Annotated in this window: 13 protein-coding genes; 4 read left to right on the top strand and 9 right to left on the bottom strand. The window is 47.5% G+C overall.

Annotated features, from left to right (window positions below; all coding sequences use genetic code 11):
* Positions 1–6 precede the first annotated feature (6 nt).
* From ABEW34_RS27440 to ABEW34_RS27430, 3 genes are all read right to left on the bottom strand, one after another.
* Positions 7–1,476: a carboxylesterase family protein gene (locus ABEW34_RS27440; RefSeq protein ID WP_430163589.1), complete on the bottom strand. Its 1,470-nt coding sequence runs from the start codon at positions 1,474–1,476 to the stop codon at positions 7–9.
* A 254-nt stretch (positions 1,477–1,730) separates the two neighbouring features.
* The gene (locus ABEW34_RS27435; protein WP_430163586.1) at positions 1,731–2,348 is read right to left on the bottom strand and encodes a 3'-5' exonuclease; all 618 of its coding nucleotides are present in this window, start codon (positions 2,346–2,348) and stop codon (positions 1,731–1,733) included.
* Positions 2,349–2,410: 62 nt separating this feature from the next.
* Entirely contained in the window at positions 2,411–3,244 is an 834-nt protein-coding gene (locus ABEW34_RS27430) for an SPL family radical SAM protein (protein ID WP_430163583.1), read from the bottom strand.
* 379 nt (positions 3,245–3,623) lie between these two features.
* Here ABEW34_RS27430 and ABEW34_RS27425 point away from each other — a divergent pair, with 379 nt between their 5' ends.
* The 3 genes from ABEW34_RS27425 (at position 3,624) to ABEW34_RS27415 (ending at position 6,321) form a co-directional block, all read left to right on the top strand.
* Complete coding sequence (locus ABEW34_RS27425; protein ID WP_430163580.1) at positions 3,624–4,508, top strand: helix-turn-helix domain-containing protein; 885 nt, start codon at positions 3,624–3,626, stop codon at positions 4,506–4,508.
* A gap of 117 nt (positions 4,509–4,625) precedes the next feature.
* Positions 4,626–5,951: a replication-associated recombination protein A gene (locus ABEW34_RS27420; RefSeq protein ID WP_430163577.1), complete on the top strand. Its 1,326-nt coding sequence runs from the start codon at positions 4,626–4,628 to the stop codon at positions 5,949–5,951.
* 28 nt (positions 5,952–5,979) lie between these two features.
* Positions 5,980–6,321 carry an MmcQ/YjbR family DNA-binding protein gene (locus ABEW34_RS27415; protein WP_430163575.1) on the top strand — a complete coding sequence of 114 codons (342 nt, stop codon included), beginning with the start codon at positions 5,980–5,982 and terminating at the stop codon, positions 6,319–6,321.
* Between the two features lie 478 nt (positions 6,322–6,799).
* On the opposite strand, the gene xerS is transcribed toward ABEW34_RS27415, so the two are convergent.
* The 6 genes from xerS to ABEW34_RS27385 all read right to left on the bottom strand — a co-directional run bounded on the left by xerS (position 6,800) and on the right by ABEW34_RS27385 (position 18,887).
* The gene (gene xerS, locus ABEW34_RS27410; RefSeq protein WP_430163572.1) at positions 6,800–7,870 is read right to left on the bottom strand and encodes a tyrosine recombinase XerS; all 1,071 of its coding nucleotides are present in this window, start codon (positions 7,868–7,870) and stop codon (positions 6,800–6,802) included.
* Positions 7,871–8,159: 289 nt separating this feature from the next.
* Entirely contained in the window at positions 8,160–9,293 is a 1,134-nt protein-coding gene (locus tag ABEW34_RS27405; protein ID WP_430163569.1) for a serine hydrolase domain-containing protein, read from the bottom strand.
* Positions 9,294–9,784: 491 nt separating this feature from the next.
* Entirely contained in the window at positions 9,785–9,979 is a 195-nt protein-coding gene (locus tag ABEW34_RS27400; protein ID WP_430163566.1) for an MbtH family protein, read from the bottom strand.
* 26 nt (positions 9,980–10,005) lie between these two features.
* The gene (locus ABEW34_RS27395; protein ID WP_430163563.1) at positions 10,006–15,588 is read right to left on the bottom strand and encodes an amino acid adenylation domain-containing protein; all 5,583 of its coding nucleotides are present in this window, start codon (positions 15,586–15,588) and stop codon (positions 10,006–10,008) included.
* Positions 15,581–16,990 (bottom strand): glycosyltransferase, encoded by a 1,410-nt coding sequence (locus ABEW34_RS27390; protein ID WP_430163560.1) that lies wholly within the window; start codon positions 16,988–16,990, stop codon positions 15,581–15,583. The genes ABEW34_RS27395 and ABEW34_RS27390 overlap by 8 nt, the downstream gene beginning before the upstream one ends.
* Positions 16,991–17,021: 31 nt before the next feature.
* Positions 17,022–18,887: a non-ribosomal peptide synthetase gene (locus tag ABEW34_RS27385; protein WP_430163557.1), complete on the bottom strand. Its 1,866-nt coding sequence runs from the start codon at positions 18,885–18,887 to the stop codon at positions 17,022–17,024.
* Between the two features lie 579 nt (positions 18,888–19,466).
* Here ABEW34_RS27385 and ABEW34_RS27380 point away from each other — a divergent pair.
* A complete protein-coding gene (locus tag ABEW34_RS27380) occupies positions 19,467–20,063 on the top strand; it encodes a TetR/AcrR family transcriptional regulator (protein ID WP_430163555.1) in 597 nt (198 codons plus the stop codon).
* The last annotated feature ends 29 nt before the right edge of the window (positions 20,064–20,092 follow it).

The following is a 20,092-nucleotide window of genomic DNA, read 5'->3' as shown; positions in this document are numbered from 1 at the left end:
GCTAGGTCAGGGCCGTTCAATGCCTGCGAAGATGCGCAGGACTTCGGCCGCACGGGCAGAGGGATCGAATGGTGGGTTGCCAATCCCATGTGTGACAGGTTCCGTGGTCACGGAGTCCCAAAGACGTTCGTGTTTGCCTGCGGCAAAGTCGAGGAGGGCGTCGCGGACGAGGTTATCCCGGATCGCTTGCTCTCCGCTATGTCGGGGGCGTTGCTGGCCGACGATGCCGTTCATCTCCGTGCCGTGTACCGCTGGCGCACCCTCGACAGGACCAACGGCGAGCAGGTGGGCTTTTCCGCCTGCAGCGGCGTGGGCGAGTGCGGCACGGGCTGCGGGTAGGGTATAGATGTAGTCGGTCAAGAGCGCCCCGCGTACTTCGACTGGAGTGCGACCTTTGACGTCGTAGGCGGCGACGATATCCCGAGCACGGCTTCGAGGGATCCGAGACTTCGTTACCAACTCGTCAACAAGGTTGTCGATGCTGCCCGGGTCGAACTGCTCGGTCGCGTTAATAACCCACCAGTCTACCTCATTCGTCGCCGTGCTAAAGAGAATGTCGACATCGTGGTGACGCCCGGATTCGAGAATTCGCAGCGGTGTGTCGACGAGAACGCCACCGGTCTGAGAGTGATCGTTCACGATGCCAATCGTCGTGTTGTCGATGCCGTTTCGGTCGCCGATGTCACGTGGGCCAACCTTGAAGAGCGTCTCAGAGAGGAGCTTTCCATCCAGGGTTAGCAGTTGTTCGGGATCGTCCGTGATGCCAAGTTCGGTGAGAAACTTGTTCGCTAGTTCTTCAGCCCACCAAGCAGGAACGATCCGGGAGGCGCCGCCGGAGAACGCAGCGAGTCGCTGGTAGAGTCCGTCAGCCGCCGGCGCTGCGAGGAGCGCTATCGAGGAGAACGCGCCGGCGCTGTGCCCGGTGACGGTGACATTCTGAGGGTCGCCACCGAAGCGAGCGATGTTCTCCTGCACCCATCTAAGCGCAGTGATGATGTCCTGTAGGCCGAGGTTGGTGGCGTCCGCGAACGCGCCACCGTATTGGGAGAGCGAGAGCCAGCCGAAAGGGCCGAGCCGGTAGTTCAGGGACACCCCAATGGCGCGGCCGGTGGCTGCGAGGCCTGAGGCGTTTGAGGTAGTCTGTGTGTTTGCGCCGCGTTCGAAGCCTCCACCGTAGATGTAGACGATCACGGGGAGCGGTTCGTCGCCAGCTTCTTTCGGTGCCCAGACGTTGAGGTTCAGGCAGTCCTCGCTTAATCCGTTGTCGGCCTCCAACCAGCTATTGTCGCCGGGTTGCAACGGTGCGGGTCCCTTTTGGTCGTATGGAAGATCCGGGTTGAATGGTAGCAAGATGGAGCGGCGGAAGCGTTCTGCGCTGGCGTAGGGGATGCCCAGCCAGGAGCGGATCGCTCGGGCAGTGGTATCCGTGTTATTCGTGTGATCATTCTTTCCGTTAAGAGCGTTGTCAGGTTTCATTTGTATTTCTCCTTTCATAGGTGAAGCAGTATGATCATTTTAGGCCATTATTTATAATAAGGAAAGGTTAAATCCAGACTTGATATGACATATTTAGGACATGGAAGTAAATCCCATATGCCTTAGAGTGATTATGGATGCTGTGTTGGTGTGTACACGTCCAACATGAGGGAAGATATCTTGGATGTCGCAGCTACCGACCATAGAAAATTACAGGTTGTTAACATGTGGTTCATTGACTGATGTAGGGATAATTATTCCGCTTTGTTTTTTAACTGTTTAGAATTGATTTTACGCTTCCTAAAAGGCGTATACCCACCTGAATACAGTGATCCCGCCTGAAATCCCAGGGATTTCGCAAAATACAGCGGATCACATTCCTTTTGCTGTTCCATTAAATTTAACATAATTTGGGCACATGCCCGGGCGTCATCGAGAGCGTTATGGTGATTTAAGCTTATACCGAAATGGTTTGAGATCATATTTAGTTTATGGGAGGATAGCTCTTGTAGCAGCTTTTTCCCAATTCTGTACGTACATAAATATTGTATCTCTGGATAGCTTTTTTCAGCGGCATCTAAGCAATACCTTAATACGCTTATATCAAAAACAGCATTATGTGCAATAATAATTTCTCCAGATACTAATGGTTCAATGGTTGTCCAAAGTTCTTTAAATATAGGTTGCTTGTCAACCATGGAAGGTGTAATACCATGGATGGCAATATTCATTCGATTAAACGGCTGTTGTGGATCAATTAGCCATTCATATTCACCAGTTACAATCCCATCTCTAACTTGAACTAAACCCAGAGAGCACGCACTCGATCGGTTTAAGTTTGCAGTTTCAAAATCAATAGCTGTAAAATTCAATAGTTCATTCTCCTTTATCTTCCTATCCACAAGAGTAGGGTAGGACCCGACTATTTAAATACTTATCCTTTTAAGGGATACACCTTATCGGAAGAAACAAATATCATTTCTTCGGGAAAAAACTTTTCAAAATACTTTTTCACTCTAAGGTGTATGTCCAACTGATACCATTCAGACAACTCGTTCTCTTTAAACAAAAATGGCATACCTAAGCGCTCGGAGCGTTTCCCCCTTGTTCCATCTCCAATGTTAAGTGTGTCGATGTAGATCCGATCAACGATAGACTCCAGTGTTTTAGGAAAATCGGGTGTGAATGGAAGAACAGGCGAAATGGAAGCTTGGGTAGCAATTCCAACGTTATTCACTTCTTTTAATGCCTTCAAGCGTAATTTAATACCTGGAGCATGGGGAGCGAACAATCGTTTCATATCTTCCCGATCTGTTTCTATAGTCATGGAGACAAGGACCTCACATTTTTGATTTAGTTCAAGTAAGAGATCTAGATCCCTTACGACAAGAGGACTTCTTGTTTGTATCTGAAGGAAATTTGGAGGGTGTTTGATCATTTCCTCTATAATAGAGCGAGTTAGCTGCGTCTTCCGTTCCAGTGGTTGATAGGGATCTGTTGCAGTAGATAAAAAAAGATTAATGGGTTTATTTCTTCGGCAGAGATTGATCATCTCATTCCGATAATTATCGGCCGCATTTGTTTTGATGCTTACCCACTCTCCCCATGGAGTATCACTATACCTTTGAATAGGCATTTCTCTAACGTAGCAATACCTACATCCAAAAGCACAACCACTATACGGATTTAATGAATGTGTGAAACCGACAGAGGAATCTCCTTTCATTTCAGTTAAGATTTTTTTTGCTGTTATACTTTTAACCTGCATGTTAGCCTCCTTTATTGTGAATACTGTACCTCAATTAAATTAAAGAGCTATCGAATCAATCACTACAAGTAACGTGAAAATTTAATTTACGGATAATATGTGCTGCGTTGCTGAGACAACAACGTAACATTTTTTTTTAGTTAAATTAAGTTAGAACCATACCACTAAAATTTGATAACACGACTAAACTTTGTCCTAAGGTATTGCACATCAGAATTGTGTGTCACTTTGACCCACTACAAGTTTGTTTCGTTCTAAAAATGTGATATGATCATTTTAGGTCATTAATTAGATATGATGAAGGCAAAAATGGGATATTTAATGATATTTTTAGGACATTTTATTTATCAAATGCTTTTAGAGGAGGTTAGTGTAAACGTTGGATTCATTCAAACAGGAAAATAAAATAAGACCTCTTATTTATAAACCAGTGTTTTCTTACCCATATGATATGGAGATTTTTAGTGTATCTTCTCTCAAAGAGCGAACTCCAGAGGAAAGTATGAAAATCACTTATCGTTATGAGTTTTATATGCTCATTTGTGTCACCGAAGAAACTTGTACTCAATGGATCGATTTTGAGCCCATCCCTTGTAAGGAAGGAACTTTGATAGTAGTAACACCTGGACAAGTCCATAATTTTGGAAACGATGAGAACTGGGATGGATGGGTTATTCTTTTCCGTGAGCAATTCCTTCTTCCTACTTCACTTACGTTGAACGAACTCAATTTAACGTTTGATATTGGCAGAACCCCTAAGGGTTTAACGCTAAATACTACAGAGCTGCAGCGAGCAAACACTTTGATAGAGCAAATGGTTCAAGACTCCTTAATTCAAGCAGCTAAAGAAGATGTTCATATTTTGTTACGGTTTCAGCTTTATGCATTTGTAGCTTGGCTTAACCTCATTCAAAAACAAAAAAAAATTCCTTCTACTTCTCAGGTCTCACAAAAGTTTTTAAAGTTTCAAGAATTAGTGGAGAAAAATTATGCCCAATTAAATCATGTAAGTGACTATGCAGCCCTTTTAAATTGCACAGAAAAAACGTTAACACGAGTTACAGTCTCAGCTGTTGGAATAAGTGCTAAAGCTTTCATATCAGCTCGAATTAGTCTCGAAGCTAAACGTTTGTTAATGCATACAGATTACTTGATTAGCGACATTGCAGAAATGCTTAACTTCCAAGAAACGACTCACTTTAGTAAATTTTTTAAACGGGAAACTGGCTTTACGCCTGTAGAATTCCGAAAGCAGAACCTTTAATTATATTTTTTAAACATGCCTAAAGTACATGAATGGGGAACACCTCTAAAAAACTTGGGCTTAACCATTACAGAGTTTTTAAGAACACACATTTGTTGTTCAAAAGGGAGTGATACTGTGATACAAGGAACATTATTTGATAATGAACATGATCGACCGTTGGCTAATCGCGTGCGTCCTCAATCATTGGAGGACTTTATAGGACAAAAACATTTACTTGGCCCTGGAAAAGTTCTGCAAGATATGATTAAAAATGATCAAGTGTCTTCTATGATATTTTGGGGTCCTCCAGGTGTTGGCAAAACAACACTAGCTAAAATTATTGCTAATCAAACCAAGTCTAAGTTTATTGATTTTAGTGCTGTAACTAGCGGTATTAAAGATATCCGGAATGTAATGAAGGAAGCTGAGGGAAACAGGCAACTAGGGGAGAAAACCCTTCTATTCATCGATGAAATTCACCGCTTCAACAAGGCACAGCAAGATGCTTTTCTTCCGTATGTGGAAAAAGGAAGCATTATTCTCATCGGTGCGACTACTGAAAACCCATCGTTTGAAGTTAACTCAGCCTTGTTATCTCGGAGCAAAGTATTTGTCCTTCAACAATTAAGCAGTGAAGATATTGTTGAATTATTAAAAAAAGCGATTGTGGAGCCTAAAGGATACGGAGATCAGAAGATCAGTTTTGAAGAGGGAGTACTTTCTGCTATCGCAGAATATTCAAATGGTGATGCCAGAGTGGCATTAAACACCTTAGAAATGGCTGTGCTAACTGGAGAGAAACAAGATGAAGCTATTCTAATTAGCAAAGAAGGGCTGCTTCAAATTATTCATCGAAAATCACTATTGTATGACAAAGATGGAGAAGAACACTACAATATCATTTCTGCATTGCATAAATCCATGCGAAATAGTGATGTCAATGCGTCTATTTATTGGTTGTCACGAATGTTGGAATCAGGTGAAGATCCTTTATTTATCGCTCGTAGGCTGGTTAGGTTTGCAAGTGAGGACGTAGGTTTAGCAGACAATAGGGCGTTGGAAATCACTGTTTCGGTGTTTCAAGCATGTCAATTTATAGGAATGCCAGAGTGTGATGTTCATCTAACACAAGCCGTTATTTATCTGACTCTGGCTCCCAAATCGAATTCGGCTTACTTGGCTTATCGCTATGCGAAAAAAGATGCCTTACATTCCATGAGTGAACCTGTCCCATTGCAACTTCGGAATGCTCCAACGAAGCTTATGAAAGAGCTGAATTATGGGAAAGGGTATCAGTATGCCCATGACACAGAAGAAAAGCTAACAAGAATGCAGACTATGCCAGATTCCCTGATCGGACGCGAATATTACCATCCGACAACACAAGGGTCTGAATTTAAAATTAAACAAAGGATGGAAGAAATTTCAGCATGGCACAAGCAGAACAACAATCAAAAATAAATACATTGTAATATAGGAGAAAATTAAAATGAAATTAGAAGAAATCGTGGAATACGGTTTGTCATATCCAGCCTCATATGAGGATCATCCTTTTGGAGATGGTTGGACAGCCATACGCCACAAAGGAAACGAGAAGATATTTGCGTTAATATTTGAAAAAGATGGCCATCTTTGTGTTAATTTAAAATGTGATCCTGATCGATCCGAATTCCTTCGAAACGCATTTGAAGAAGTTAAACCGGGATATCATATGAGCAAAGAGCATTGGAATACGGTTATCCTAGATGGAGAACTTCCGGAGGATGATCTTCACGGTATGGTAAAACATAGTTTTGACCTGACAAAACCCAAACGTAAAGTGAAAAAATAATTTGTTATGAATATTGAATGTATGTTTCTCTAGGTTGGAAATCAAACAAACAGCGACAGACACTTTCTAAACATATGAAGTCTTGTCTGTCGCTGTTTGTTTATTCGTTTGCATTGGCCGGGATCGTCGAATGCAAACCTTAATTATACCGCGCCTTTATATATTAAATATTGTATAATGCCCTTGCGGAGCAGGGTTGTTAGTATACTGAGTTTGAAAGAAATGCGTTTAATCAATCTTCATCTCAACGCTTCTCTATACTTCTTTTAAAAAATTTAAAGGAGTGTAAAAAGAGAAGTAAACAGCAATAGGTACAAGTTCTTGTCCTTTAACGGTACAAGTTCTTGTCCTCCGACAGTAAGCTACGTATGCAGTGAAAGGCTTAATCATCCATTCTGATCGTGGTGTTCAATAAGACATATGTATAAAATACAGGTTTTGTGAACATGTATGTGGGAATCCGAGTAACCACGCAGGTTTATCGGTCCATGTTATCTACAGCTTTCCTCATCTCTTCATCTGTTAGATGTGTATATATCATGGTTGTTTGTATCGATGAATGTCCTAATTGATTTTTCAATCTCGGTACATCATTGTTCTCTAGATGGTATCGTGTCGCGAAAGAATGTCTTAGTGAATGTACGGTTAAAGCTGGTTTCCCAAAAGCGGCTGCATATTTTTCGATTAGTTTTTCAATGGACCTTTGCGTTAAGCGCCGACTTTTTCCTTTACGGCCAATAGGAGCTGCAATAAACAAAAAGGGTTCCAGTTTTTCTGGTTTGTATCTTGATTCTCGAATTTGCAGATAACTTTCCACATCTAATAAGGCTTGCTTGCTAAAGTAAACGTATTGTTCTTTATTGCCTTTGCGTATCACTCGTACGATAGCTTTACTTAAATCCAGATCTTCCAGGTTAATGCCGGCAACCTCAGAAAGCCTAAGTCCGGAGCCTAAAATAAGCGATACGATCGCCGTATCCCGTTCACGATTCATCTGATGGAAGTTATGAATCCGTTTGTTCTCTTTATTTACTTCTCCAAAATCATGGGCTACAAATTGTCTAAACGTCTCAAATTCGTCTTCTCTGAGAATTTTCCCTTCAATACGGTTTGCGATGGTTTCCTGGCTTTCCTTGACCACATTTAAATCCATCTTGGCCATGACATTACGCTGAATATAGGGCTTCAGCTCAGCCGTCTCAGCCTTGTTCTGCAGGTAATCAAACAAGGACTTCAGTGACGATAACTTGCGATTAATCGTGAGATTAGTATTACCCAGCTGATACTCTAAAAAAGATAAAAAATTCTCTACTTCACGAATGGTCAGCGTTTCTAATGAAGCTAAACTAATCTCTGTACGGCTGGCCGTTGTTAAGTTTTCTGCAACCAACCAGTCAAAAAATATAATGTAATCATGGCAATAATTAAGAAGCGTTGTTGGAGAAAGCTTGCGTTTACGGCTATCAATAAATTCAGTCACGAACCACGGCAATTGATTTAATTTTTCATCTATGCGATTCATATAATGAAGCTTCGTTTGTTTGTCCATATGTAAGAACCTCCTGTAGTTAAAAATAACCTATATATAATTATTCGTCAAATTATTATTTTACGTAATTATAATTATTATAAGCCAAGCCTCAGTACTCCTTACTTTACAGATTGTCTAACACAAACAACGTATGCGAGATGATATGGGGTTGAAGAAAGAATGATGTCAACTTGCTGTATTTTCAATCGACCCAAAAAGAGACAGATATAGCGATTACGCCAAATCTGTCTCTTCCTTCATCCGTTTCCGTATTACAAGTGATACAATGGATCGCCCAGCTTCCACATTACAAGCAGGAATACACCACATTTCGCAAGCGTCGCTGAACGTAAGGCTCCTGACTGTTCAGAAGGTGCTGCGCATACATAACGGTAAGCTTGGAATCCGGATCAATGATAGCCATGCACCCGGCTGCGCCGCTCCATCCGAATTCGCCGACCGGGCTCAGTGAACCGCTTAATGACTTGGAGACATGAGTACGGACACCGAGGCCATAGCTATACCCACTCATGTGATCCCATGAATAATCGCCGCGGGTCTGCTCGTTCAGATGGTCCGTGCGCATCAGCTCTATCGAGGCTTGTGACAGAATTCGGACGCCTTCCGGACTGGTTCCGTACCCAGTCAATGCGTTCAGGAATAGTGAATAATCACTAACTGTGGACAATAATCCGGCGCCACCACTCTCAAATTCGGTACCGATTCGGTACCCGTTTCCATCCATACGTACGGCTTTTTCAAGCTCGTCATTGTACCTATACTGCGGAATCAGTCGAGTCTGCTGTTCATCGTTCAGATCGAATGCGGTATCGTTCATGCCAAGTGGTCCGGTGATTTCCTCTTGCAGATACGTACCAAAGCGTCTTCCGCTGACAACCTCCACCAATGCCCCAAGCACATCGTGACACATGCTGTAGTTCCAATGCGTACCTGGCTCAAACAACAGGGGCTCCTTGGCAAGCGCTTTCGCGAAAGCGCGTGTTGGCAATGCTCCGTTGGTGCTACGCACAGCTTCCTTAAAAGATGGAGTACCTATATCATAGGAGAACCCGGCAGTCATCGTAAACAAGTCGCGCACCGTAATGAGACGGGTTGCTTTTTCAAGCCTAACTTCCCCGTTCGGCAAAGTTTTCCTCACCGTCATCTCGGCATACTCTGGCAGATAATCGGAAAGCGGATCACTTAGCAGCATATCGCCTCTCTCCACCAGTTGAAGTGCTGCAACGCAGGTCATTATTTTCGTCAAGGAGTAGAGATTGAAGATCGCTCTATCACTAATAGGCATTTGTTCCTCAAGATTAGCATAGCCGCTACGGTAACGGAAAACGATATCATTTTGAGACATCACCAGTACCTCTGCCCACGGAACTCGCCAAGAAGTGATACGGTCAACAAATGAAACAAGCGGTTGAAAATTCATTTTTTCACTTCTTTCTATGTAGAATCGTTTATCATTACGTAATGTGGTCATTGATCTCTCTCATAATCCACATACTATTAATATACGACCATTTGCATGTAATGACCACCATCAATTGTAAATCTCGTAGGCAACTTAGGAGATGATTCTCTACCATATATCTGATTAGCCTCTCTTTGTTAACATAATAATTGTTATTGAATCATAGTTACCCAAATCCATAGTCGACAATTGCATTAAAAAGGGTTAACCATTCGAAATGGTTAACCCTACCCGTTCGCCCATCCAAATCAATAAGAACATCCGAGCGTGCTCTTTAACAAGTAGGTTGCACAATGCATGATGCTCCCTGTTTACGAACAACGCCCGGCAAAACTGTATAATTAGGAGCACTTCGCTCTACTACTTTAACAGCAGGTGTGCAATACGCTCAAGCTATTCTTGGTGCGAACGCCGTTCCATGCTCAACGCACAGATGGCTGGAACAACGTTCATGCTTGACGCAAACTTAAGGGCGTCAAGTCGCTCCATACTTCCTTCACATAAGCCAAGCATTCTTCCTTCGTCCCGCTCTTGCCGGCACTGCTCCAGCCGTCCGGATTGTTCAGATGCAATGGCCATATCGCATATTGCTCCTCGACATTGACGACTACTTTGTAGCTGAATTCTAGTATTTCGTTCTCCATCAAAAGTACCCTCCCCTATTCCACAATTAAATTCCAACGCCCATCTGGCGGTCTGCTATTTGCTGCAACTGATCCTTATCTCGAATAATAACGGCATCTGGAACGGCATCCGGCAAAATTGTCTCCATATGACGCAGCTGCCGATAACGCATACCGAGTAATCCCCAGACGAACAAGATAACGCCAATTGAAGTAATTAACAGCCCGATACCCATCCCGGCTCCCGATCCAAACACCCCTGCAGCTTCTGTACCAGCTGGCAGCGCTGATGCAAGCGGAACAAAAACAGATGCAACAAGCGGTCCAGCAAGCAGGAAGCTAAGCGGACGCATGCTGAAGGCCATGACTTGGTTCGTTGCCAATACGCGGCCTTGCAACTCAAGCCCTACCTTCGTCTGTATGAGTGCCAGCCAGTGCGTATTGATAAGCGCCAGCGCAAAGCCAAAGCCGAACAAGCCGATCGCTGCCGTTACAAGCGAAGGATAGATTCCGGCAACCGCAATCGATAAACCGGTCAGCATAACGAAACCGACCATTCCATCCGCCCTGCGGTCGAAGCCGCCCCATATCGTCATAAGGATCGAGCCGATAAATAGTCCTGCACCCTCAAACGCGATAACGATGCCTACTTTGTCAGCAGTCATGAACTGCAGTAAAAACGGCGTTGTCAGCACGTTATATAAGCTCATGAAAAAATTGACAACGATAAAAAACACAACCATCGCGACCATGCTCTTCCTCTGAATAATATACTTCCATCCTCCGACGATTTCCCTGCCCATCGGTTCCTCACGTTTCTTGAACATCAAGTTAGGGAATCGGATCAGTGAAAGGATGATTATAGACAAGCTGAGCAGCACCAGATCGATTACAACAATGGTTTGCAGACCGATCAATACAACCAAAGCTCCTCCTAGCGCAGGTGCCATAATCCCGTTCAAGGACATGACAAGCTGTCCTAATCCGTTTGCATGTCCTAAGTACCTTTTCGGCACGAGTTGCGCTGTTGCTGCTTGATAAGCCGGCATCGTGAATGCACCTGAGATCGATCCGATTCCTGCAGCCACATAAATCGCCCATAACGACAACGCATCCAGATAGAGCATAGTCGCGAGGAAAATCACCGAGCCTAACGCTAACAATTGTCCCGCCAGCATCACCTTTCGTCTATCATAGCGGTCCACAACCGCACCGGCCACCGGAAGCAGCAGCAGCGTGGGCAAAATCGCATAAAGGGAGATCGTCGCATAATCCGAAATCGACCCGGTATGCTGAAATACCCAGATACCAAGCGCAAAGCCTGTCAGTGACGTGCCGATTGTCGCAATGATTAAGCACAGCGTCACCGTGAGAAAAGATTTCACGCTCGGCTGAATATCCTTCTGCTTTTGTTTCTGCTCCAGAGCAAGTGTCGGTACATGCTGAGGAGCAGAAGGATTCGGAGAAACCGTATTCCTTGTTGATCGGTTTTCCCCGTTGTCACGTTCTTCCTCCCATGCACGAATCTGCTGCGACATGATTTTCGCGGCATGGTCTGATTGATGCTTGTGAAAATAATGCCCGGCATGCTCAACAACATGCAAACGCACATCCTCGCTGAAATCGTGCCACTCCATATAACGTTCCTCGTAGAACTCGGTCATTCGATCGGCGCCACCCACGATGCAAGCTACCGGTGCCTTCAGCTTTGGCTTATCCGGCAGTGCATAGAGCGCTGTGTAATAATCCTCCGCTTCTCGTGCATCATGCCGCAGATTGCGCAGAACGAACTTCTGCTCCTCTGGAGAAATTTCGTCATCGAAGCCGCCAAAGGCGCGCAGCATGTCGCGTGCGAACTTATCGGACGTCCACTTCTCCCGTGGGAACAAGCGATGCCACCATTCCGTCAGCTTGAATGGCAATCTGGCTCCCGGGAAGGTGCCTGCCATAAAAATGCCGCTTACCTCCACATTTGCTTGCTCCAGCAGCAACCCGGTACGGAGCACCATTGCCCCGCCTAAGCAATGGCCGTAGAGATAAACTTCGCCCTTGACCTTGCTTTTGATTTCTTGTGCTATCCGATCCGCCGTTTCCTCGTGCGAGGCTAGCAACTGGTTAGGTCGACTATAATCATGCCCGGGCAGTTCGACCGCATACAAGGCATAGTTGGGCGGCAATTCCTTCGCCATTGGCTGGAATGTGATTGCGCTACCGCCGCCATACGGCACGCAGACTAGCGTAATTGCTTTGCCCCCGATGTTCGATGACTTTTTGAATTCAATCAGAAGATCGTCGCTCCGTGTAGCGCCGGATGCGAGATGCTCGGCCAGCTCACGCACCGTTGGATACTGGAAAAGGTCCATTACGCTAAAGGAATTGCCCATTTTGCGTACGACCTTAATCGCCTTGAATGAATCGCCGCCAAGGTCAAAAAATTCATCGTTGATGCCGATCTGATCGAGCCCCAATACTTCCTGCCAGACAGCGGCGATTTCATGCTCTTCCTTGGTCTCCGGCGCGGCAAAGCCATTGTCGCCCGCACGATTTGCAGCGCTTGGCGCAGGCAGCATGGCACGGTCCAGCTTGCCGTTCGCGTTAAGCGGCATCCGCTCGATCTCGACAAAGGCCGAAGGCAGCATATAGTCGGGCAAAATGCTTTTTATGTGTTTTCGAATCGCGCTTATATCGAGCTGTGCCCCACGTACAGCCTGCTCCTGAGCGTCTGGTAACAAGCGCTGCTCCGGTACCAAATAGGCAACCAGCCGTTTGTCTCCCGGTTCATCTTCGCGAATGGTCACGACCGCGTCGCGCAAACCTTCCATTTGCAGCAGAACATGCTCGATCTCGCCAGTCTCGATCCGATAGCCGCGGATCTTGACCTGTTGGTCCATTCGTCCAATAAACTGAATGGTACCGTTAGGCAAATGGCGAACGAGGTCACCCGTGCGATACATCCGTTCTCCCGGCCGGTCTGTGAACGGATTGGGTACGAATCGCTCAGCTGTCAGATCGGGCCTGCCATAGTAGCCGCGCGTCACGGCGCTGCCACCGATGTACAACTCGCCGATGACGCCAGCTGGAACCGGCTGCAAATTAGCGTTAAGGACATAGACCGGCGCGTTCGGTATCGGACGTCCAAGCGGAAGCACCGCAAGATGATCTTGCTCGCTTCCACCTACTGGCACCTCATAGGTGAGTACGGAAACGGTTGTCTCCGTAGGACCATAATGATTTTGGATCCGACAGCCCGGACGAAGGCGCCGAATGTCTGCAATTGACCCCCAATGCGAGGCTTCTCCGGCAAGAATCAAGCACTCGCGCGGTATGATGACGCTGGGATTTGCTACGCCGAGCAGCACCTCCATATGGCTTGGAACGATCTTCATAACATCGATCGGATGCGCTTCGCAATAAGCGGCGAAAGCATCGGGATCAGCAGCACGTTCATACGGGATGACATGCAGGGTCCCTCCTGTTCTGAACGCCCCCCAGATCATCGGCGTTCCAAGATCGGCGGCAAGCGTGCTGACGATGGCGAAATGGAGGCCTTCCCGCAGCGACAAACGCTGCATGATGCCTTCCAAATAGTTGGCATAACTTCGGTGCTCCACCGCCACGCCCTTCGGTTTCCCCGTCGATCCGGATGTGAACAGCACATACATAAGATCGTCCGGCTTTGAGACGACTTCTGGATTGGCCGCATCTTCTTGCGCTATCTTATTCCAATCCCGGTCGAGCGAAACTATTCGTATGGGCGTCGCTGCTGCCTCCTCGTTTTGCGGCGGCAGCAGATCGGCAAAGGCTTCCTCAGTCACGATGATGGATACCTCAGCCTCCTGCGCAATCATTCGCAAGCGCTCCACCGGCAGCTTAGGATCAAGCGGCACATAGGCTCCACCTGCCTTCAAGATGCCGACCAAGCCGACGATGATATCGACGGTACGCTCCATATAAAGACCAACAGTAGTATTAGGTCCGACTTGCATGCCGCGCAAATAGTGCGCCAAGCGGTTAGCCCGTTCATTCAGCTCTAGATAGGTAAGTGTACGCCCCTCTGAGCATACAGCTGCAGCCATAGGTGTAAGGGCCGATTGACGCTCCACGAGAAGATGCGGCAATTGGAGCTCTGCCCCGGTAGACTCGGCGGCATTCCAGTCGACCATCACCTTCCGCAGCTGTTCGCCTGAGAGAGCCGCGACTGAATACAGCGGCAGCGCGGAATTTTCTATTACGCGTTCCAAAATCATGCAGTAATGCTCCGCCATTTGCCGAATTGTCGACTCGCGAAATAGATCCAGGCGATACGTCAAAGTAACTTCCATGCCTAACTTTTGATTTTCGAATACCGTCATCGTCAGATCCAGCATCCCGCCTCGTGTACGATCACCTACGAACGGTACAATCTCAAGGTCAGGCAGTTCCCTCAGCGCCTGCCCATGCCGTTCGAACAGGAACATGGTATCAAAAAATAGCGCATGGCCTATAACACGATCTGGATTCATCTCTTCAACGATTCTGTCAAACGGCAAATCCTGATGATCATTCGCCTCCAGCACCGTCTCGCGGACTGCCGAGATAAAGTCGCTGAAGCTGCTGCCCATATCAATCGCGGAGCGAAGCGCGACCGTATTCGCAAAGAAGCCAGCAAGCTTCTCGATTTCCTGCTTGCCTCGATTCGCCATGGGCGTCCCGACAACGATTTCTTGCTTGCCGTTGTAGCTTGCGAGTAGTACCTTGTAAGCGGCTAGCAGCAGGACAAACGACGTGCAGCCGAGCTGCTTGCTCGCTTCGCGGATACGCTGCGAGAATGATGGATCGATCATCAGGCTGAAGAAACCGACTTTGCGCTCAACTTGAATCGAGGGGCGCGGGTAATCCGTCGGCAGATCCAGCGTCGCCGGTGCTGGCATCAGTTTGTTTTTCCAGTAGCGCAGCTGTTCTTCGTATTCCGATCCTGTCATCCACTGCCTCTGCCAGACGGCAAAGTCCGGGTATTGAATCGGCAGCTCCGGAAGGGAAAGCGGCACTTCCAGTGCTAAGGAACGATAAATCGCGGCGAGCTCTTCGTCGAACACGTCGGCTGACCAGCCATCATAAATTAAGTGATGCGTCATCCAGACGAGAACATGCTTTTCGGGATCCAAGCGGAAGAGCATTGCCTTCACAAGCGGCCCGTTCAGGAAATCATATGGTTCCGTGGCTTCCTTCTCCATAAGCTCATAGACCTTGTTTTCATCGGTCAACTCGATAATTGGGAGGTCGATCGTCAGCTCGGGGCGAATGATCTGCACGTAATCGTCGTCCTCATAAGCAACAACAGCTCGCATGATTTCATGACGCTTGAACATCTCGTTCAGCGTGCGATGCAGGGCAGAGACATTCAGCTTCCCGATGAGCTTGTAGCCGTTGGCAAAATTGTACCGCTCCGTCCCCGGCATATATTCTTCGAAAAACATAATTCGCTGTTGCGGAAATGATAGAGGGAACTTGTTAGCTCCTGCTTGCCTAGGCTGCTTTGGGATTACGGACGAAGCTGCGGCAGCCTTTGCCTTATTCTGTTTGGCTTTCAGGGCAAGGAGCGCCCGTCGTTCGGGCGAAAGCTGCTCGATGCGATCAATCGTTTTACTCATAGTGCGCCTCCTTCAAAGGCAGGGGATGACTACCGAGCTGGCGCTGCACCAGCCACTGCGATAACAGTGAACGCTTGCCTGCTGATAGTGACTGATTGATCTCATTCAGGCGATGATCAGGCGCGGTCACTGCGCTCGCCAAGGACTGCTGGCGCTGCGCTGCAACGTAATCAGCAATAAGCTGATCCGAGGCAATGGCGTAGTCGGGCTTGCCGACTACCGATTCCATGGCCGTGCAGGCCGCTGCCATCGTATCATGCTCCGCCATAACCTTTGCTAACTGACGGCAGCGCTCTTTCACTGTGCTTGTCTGAAGGCCTTTTATGGCATTTGCGATCAGCGCGGGCTCCCACTGCAGCGGCGGCAAATAATCACCTATGCCCAGATGCTTGATTCGCATTCCGTTATCCGGCCGATCCGTATCGGCCGCGAGCGCCAGCTGCGGCACAGCGGCGGTCATGGCTCCCGTGATCGTACCGATGCCGCCGTGATGGATGACGCTGCCGATTAGCGGATAGGCACTGGCGAGCGGCAAAATCTTGTACCAGCGAATATGATCCGGCAGCTCGCCTTGAATGAATTCTTCATGCCTCGTAACAAGTATGGTTCGCTGCCCCAGCAGCTTGACGCCCTCGATTGCCGCTTGGTAGAAATTCGGCTTAATCATTTTCCCTGTCCCGCCCGTAATCAAGAGAGGCGGTTCGCCGGCGCGAATAAAATCTAGCAGGTCGTTTGGCAATGGCTCATATTCGATCGCATCGGCCAGCGGAAATCCGACGGTATCCACCTTCAGCGCCCATTCTGGTGCTTCCACAGCAGCATCAAAGCTCTCATGCCAGAAACCGATGTTTTTTTTCACGGCGCCCATCCATGATGTCCAGCTTGAGACAGGCGTAAGTCCAAGATCGCTGCGAAAAGTGTTAATAAGTGATATCGCAAAGTCCAGTCCAAGCTCTTCCCAAATATGCAGCTGCGTTACATAGCTGGGCGCGAGAACGCCCGTGACGATTGGCACATGCAGCATCTCAGATACGATCATTGCAACGAAGCCGTCACGCTCCTTGCAGATCAGCACGGAGTCCTCCGCTTGGCACAGCTCCGTCAGGATGTCATACTCCTGCTGGAATTTCTCTTTCGAATAATACTTGCGTTGGTAAGCTTCATAGAGGTCGGGCTTGTTCAGCGGATCCTCCATCATGTAGAGATCCTTCATGATTTCGGTGTATTCCTCTGGTTTATCGATGCCGCGAAAAGCGATGCCGGACTTCTCGGCCAGCGGCGCAAATACGCCGTGAGTCACCAGGGTTGCTTGGTGACCGCGCCGGCGAAGTGCAGACGCTAACCGCAGAAACGGCAGTACATCTCCGTTCGTCATATGCGTGCTAAGAACGAAATTTGCCACGAATCGTCTCCTCCTGATCATCTACTGACTGTTACTTCAGCAGCGCCTCAATTTCCTCTTCCGACAGGTGCTCCATCTCGCTTAGCAGCGCTTCGATCTCGGCATCGTCAGTCTCAGCAAGCAGATTGGCTTCAATAATTGACGCGAGGGTGCGAATCGTCGTTCCTTGTGTGAGCATATCCTTCAGCGATACCTTCACGCCGAAAACATGCCCACACCGGACAAGAATTTGAGTTGCGACGAGCGAATGGCCGCCCAAGTCGATGAAATCGTCGTCAAGCCCGAGCTGATCGAAACTGAAAAAGCCTGACCAAATCACGGCAAGCTCCTTCTGGATATAGGTTTCCGGCGGAACATACGCCTGGCCAATCATCAGGCGTGACAGCGTCGGACTCGGCAGGAGCTTGCGGTCCGTCTTGCCGCTAGGGGTCAGTGGGAAGGCCTCCATCTCAACGAAATAAGAAGGGACCATATAGTCTGGCAAATGCTGCTGTAGATGGCTCCTCAGCTCGCTGATCGAGGGAGCGAACTCAGCATTTGGAATGAAATAGGCGGTAATGCGCTGGTCTCCGGGCTGATCCTCGCAGACAACCGTCACAGCTTGATTGACTCCTGGATGCTGTTCAAGCACCGTGCTAATTTCGCCCAGCTCGATACGGAAGCCCCGTACCTTCACCTGATCGTCGTTGCGGCCCAGACATTCCAGGTTTCCGTCCGTAAGCCAGCGTCCAAGATCCCCGGTATGGTACATCCGTGCTCCCGGTTCCTTGCTGTATGGATCGGGCACGAATCGCTCGGCCGTCAGGTCCGGTCTGCCGTAATAGCCGCGCGCGAGCCCGATGCCACTGATGAAGAGCTCGCCAATCTCACCAGGTGCGACCGGTTCATAGCGGTCGTTTAATACGTACATAGCATTCTCAGGAATAGCCTGGCCAATTGGAATGACCGAACGGTTCAAGCTGCGATCGCTGGTCCAATTGGTAATGAATACCGCTGCCTCGGTCGGACCATACAAGTTGTGAAGCTGCGCGGACATCGTACGGCAGAACCGTTCGTTGAGCGCGGCAGACAGCGGCTCTCCGCATAAGAAAACATGCTTTAGAAAGGGGAGGTCCTGAGCCCGCTCCGCACTCAAGAACGTCTGGAGCATCGTCGGAACGAATTGCACGAACGTAATACATTCGCGCTTGATGACCTCCCACATATATTCGTTGTCAAGGTGACCTTTGGGCTTGGCCATGACGAGGCATGCTCCGCATATATGCGGCCAGAAAAATTCCCATACCGATACGTCGAAGCTGTAAGGAGATTTCTGAAGAAGCTTATCATTTTCCTCCATTTCGAAAGTGTTCTGCAGCCAGTGGACCCGATTGCGAATGGCAGCGTGCGTATTCATTGCCCCCTTCGGCCTTCCCGTCGATCCGGAGGTGTAGAACATGTAAGCCAGATGGCTCTCATGCAAGGCAATATTCGGGTTTCCCTCCTCATCTCCATATCCATCCAATGGCTCTGACTCGTCTAAAATCAGTACATCACCGTCGAACCCAGCGAACTGTTCCGCGAATTGACGCTGCGTAATGATTCGTCTTACCTTGCTGTCCTGAATCATGTAGGCTAGGCGATCCTTCGGATAATCCGGATCCAGCGGCACGTAAGCGCCCCCTGCCTTTAGGACGCCGTAAAGCGCGACGACCAGCTCAATCGAACGCTCCATGCAGATTCCTGCTAGCACGTCAGGACCTATACCGATCGCACGCAAGCGATACGCAAGCCGATTCGCGCGGCGGTTCAACTCGGTGTACGTTACTGACTTCTCCTCAAATCTAACAGCTTCACGACTAGGCGTACGTTCCGCCTGCTCCTCGAATAACTGGTGAACCAAGCTTTTTGCTTGCATTCAATCACTCCTCATATGTAGTGACCATCACGATAATGCTAAAACATGTGCATAGAATATCCTACTTGAATATGGTAGGCAGTGCTAATGCTGGAATGACTTCTTTACCACTACTTTAACGCTAGAATGACCCTTTCCGGCAATCTCTCAGACATTAGCAAATCGCAGCCACACAACAAGAAGCCTCCGTGGATGTGAAGGCTTTTAAAGAGTTTGTTTTATTTGTAAATATTGAATATATTTTACAATATAGTCATTCCACATCCTCACAAAAACAGATGATCTCCAGATTCAAGAGGTCATCCATAGGCTTGAAAAGTTTCATATCAAGCAACCGTTTTATACCTATTAGGTACTCCTTCATATTATTCTTATTTTCTATTTATTTTTTTCAAGCTTATTTTTATAAATAAATAATTAATCCTCTTTGCATTAGATGTTGACTCATAGAAAAAATACTGCTACTGTTTCAATGCAGACTTCCTTAGTCAGCACATTCCTCTCTTTTTTACTAGGATTAAGCGGATAATTCTCCAATTGTTATAAGGGGCTCACATAAAGGATGGGAAGTGATAAACAATGAATGAAACAAATACAACCTACCGTTCAGAGCGCCGTGATGCCGCCGAGAACCGCCAGCGTATTCTGGATGCGGCTAACAAGTTATTTCAGCTGCACGGCGTCGAGCAGGTCAGCATGAACCAGATCGCCGGAGAGGCGCAAATCGGAGCGGGAACCCTGTACCGGCGTTACCGCAACAAAAGTGATCTATGCATGCATTTAATCAAAGACAACGTGACGGTGTTGTTTGAGGATATTGAGAAATACTTGCAGGAGAACGCCTACCGCCCGCCTTCTGACCGATTGCGTGGGCTGCTTGCTGTGTTTATTCAGTTCAGAGAGAAAAATGCGCAGCTGCTTGCCGGTGTCGAGAATTCAGCTTATAATGTGTCGGACCCCAAAACGAAAAGTCCCATCTATGACAAATTTCATAAGCTGCTTCTTGGACTGATTGAAGAATGGATAGCAGAAACCAACCAACCACAGCCTCTCAGCTTATTCAAAACAGATATGCTTATGAACGCCCTCAGCAGCGATTCGTACCTGTTTCAAAAAAATGTGCGCGGCAACTCGCCCGACCGGATTTTGGAGCAGCTATGCCAGACCTTTCTTTAATGCATCACGTTCATGAGAACAAGCCTAAT

The sequence above is a fragment of the Paenibacillus algorifonticola genome (assembly GCF_050481745.1).
GTDB classification, from domain to species: Bacteria; Bacillota; Bacilli; order Paenibacillales; family Paenibacillaceae; genus Pristimantibacillus; species Pristimantibacillus algorifonticola_A.
This window is presented reverse-complemented; position numbering and strand designations above follow the sequence as displayed.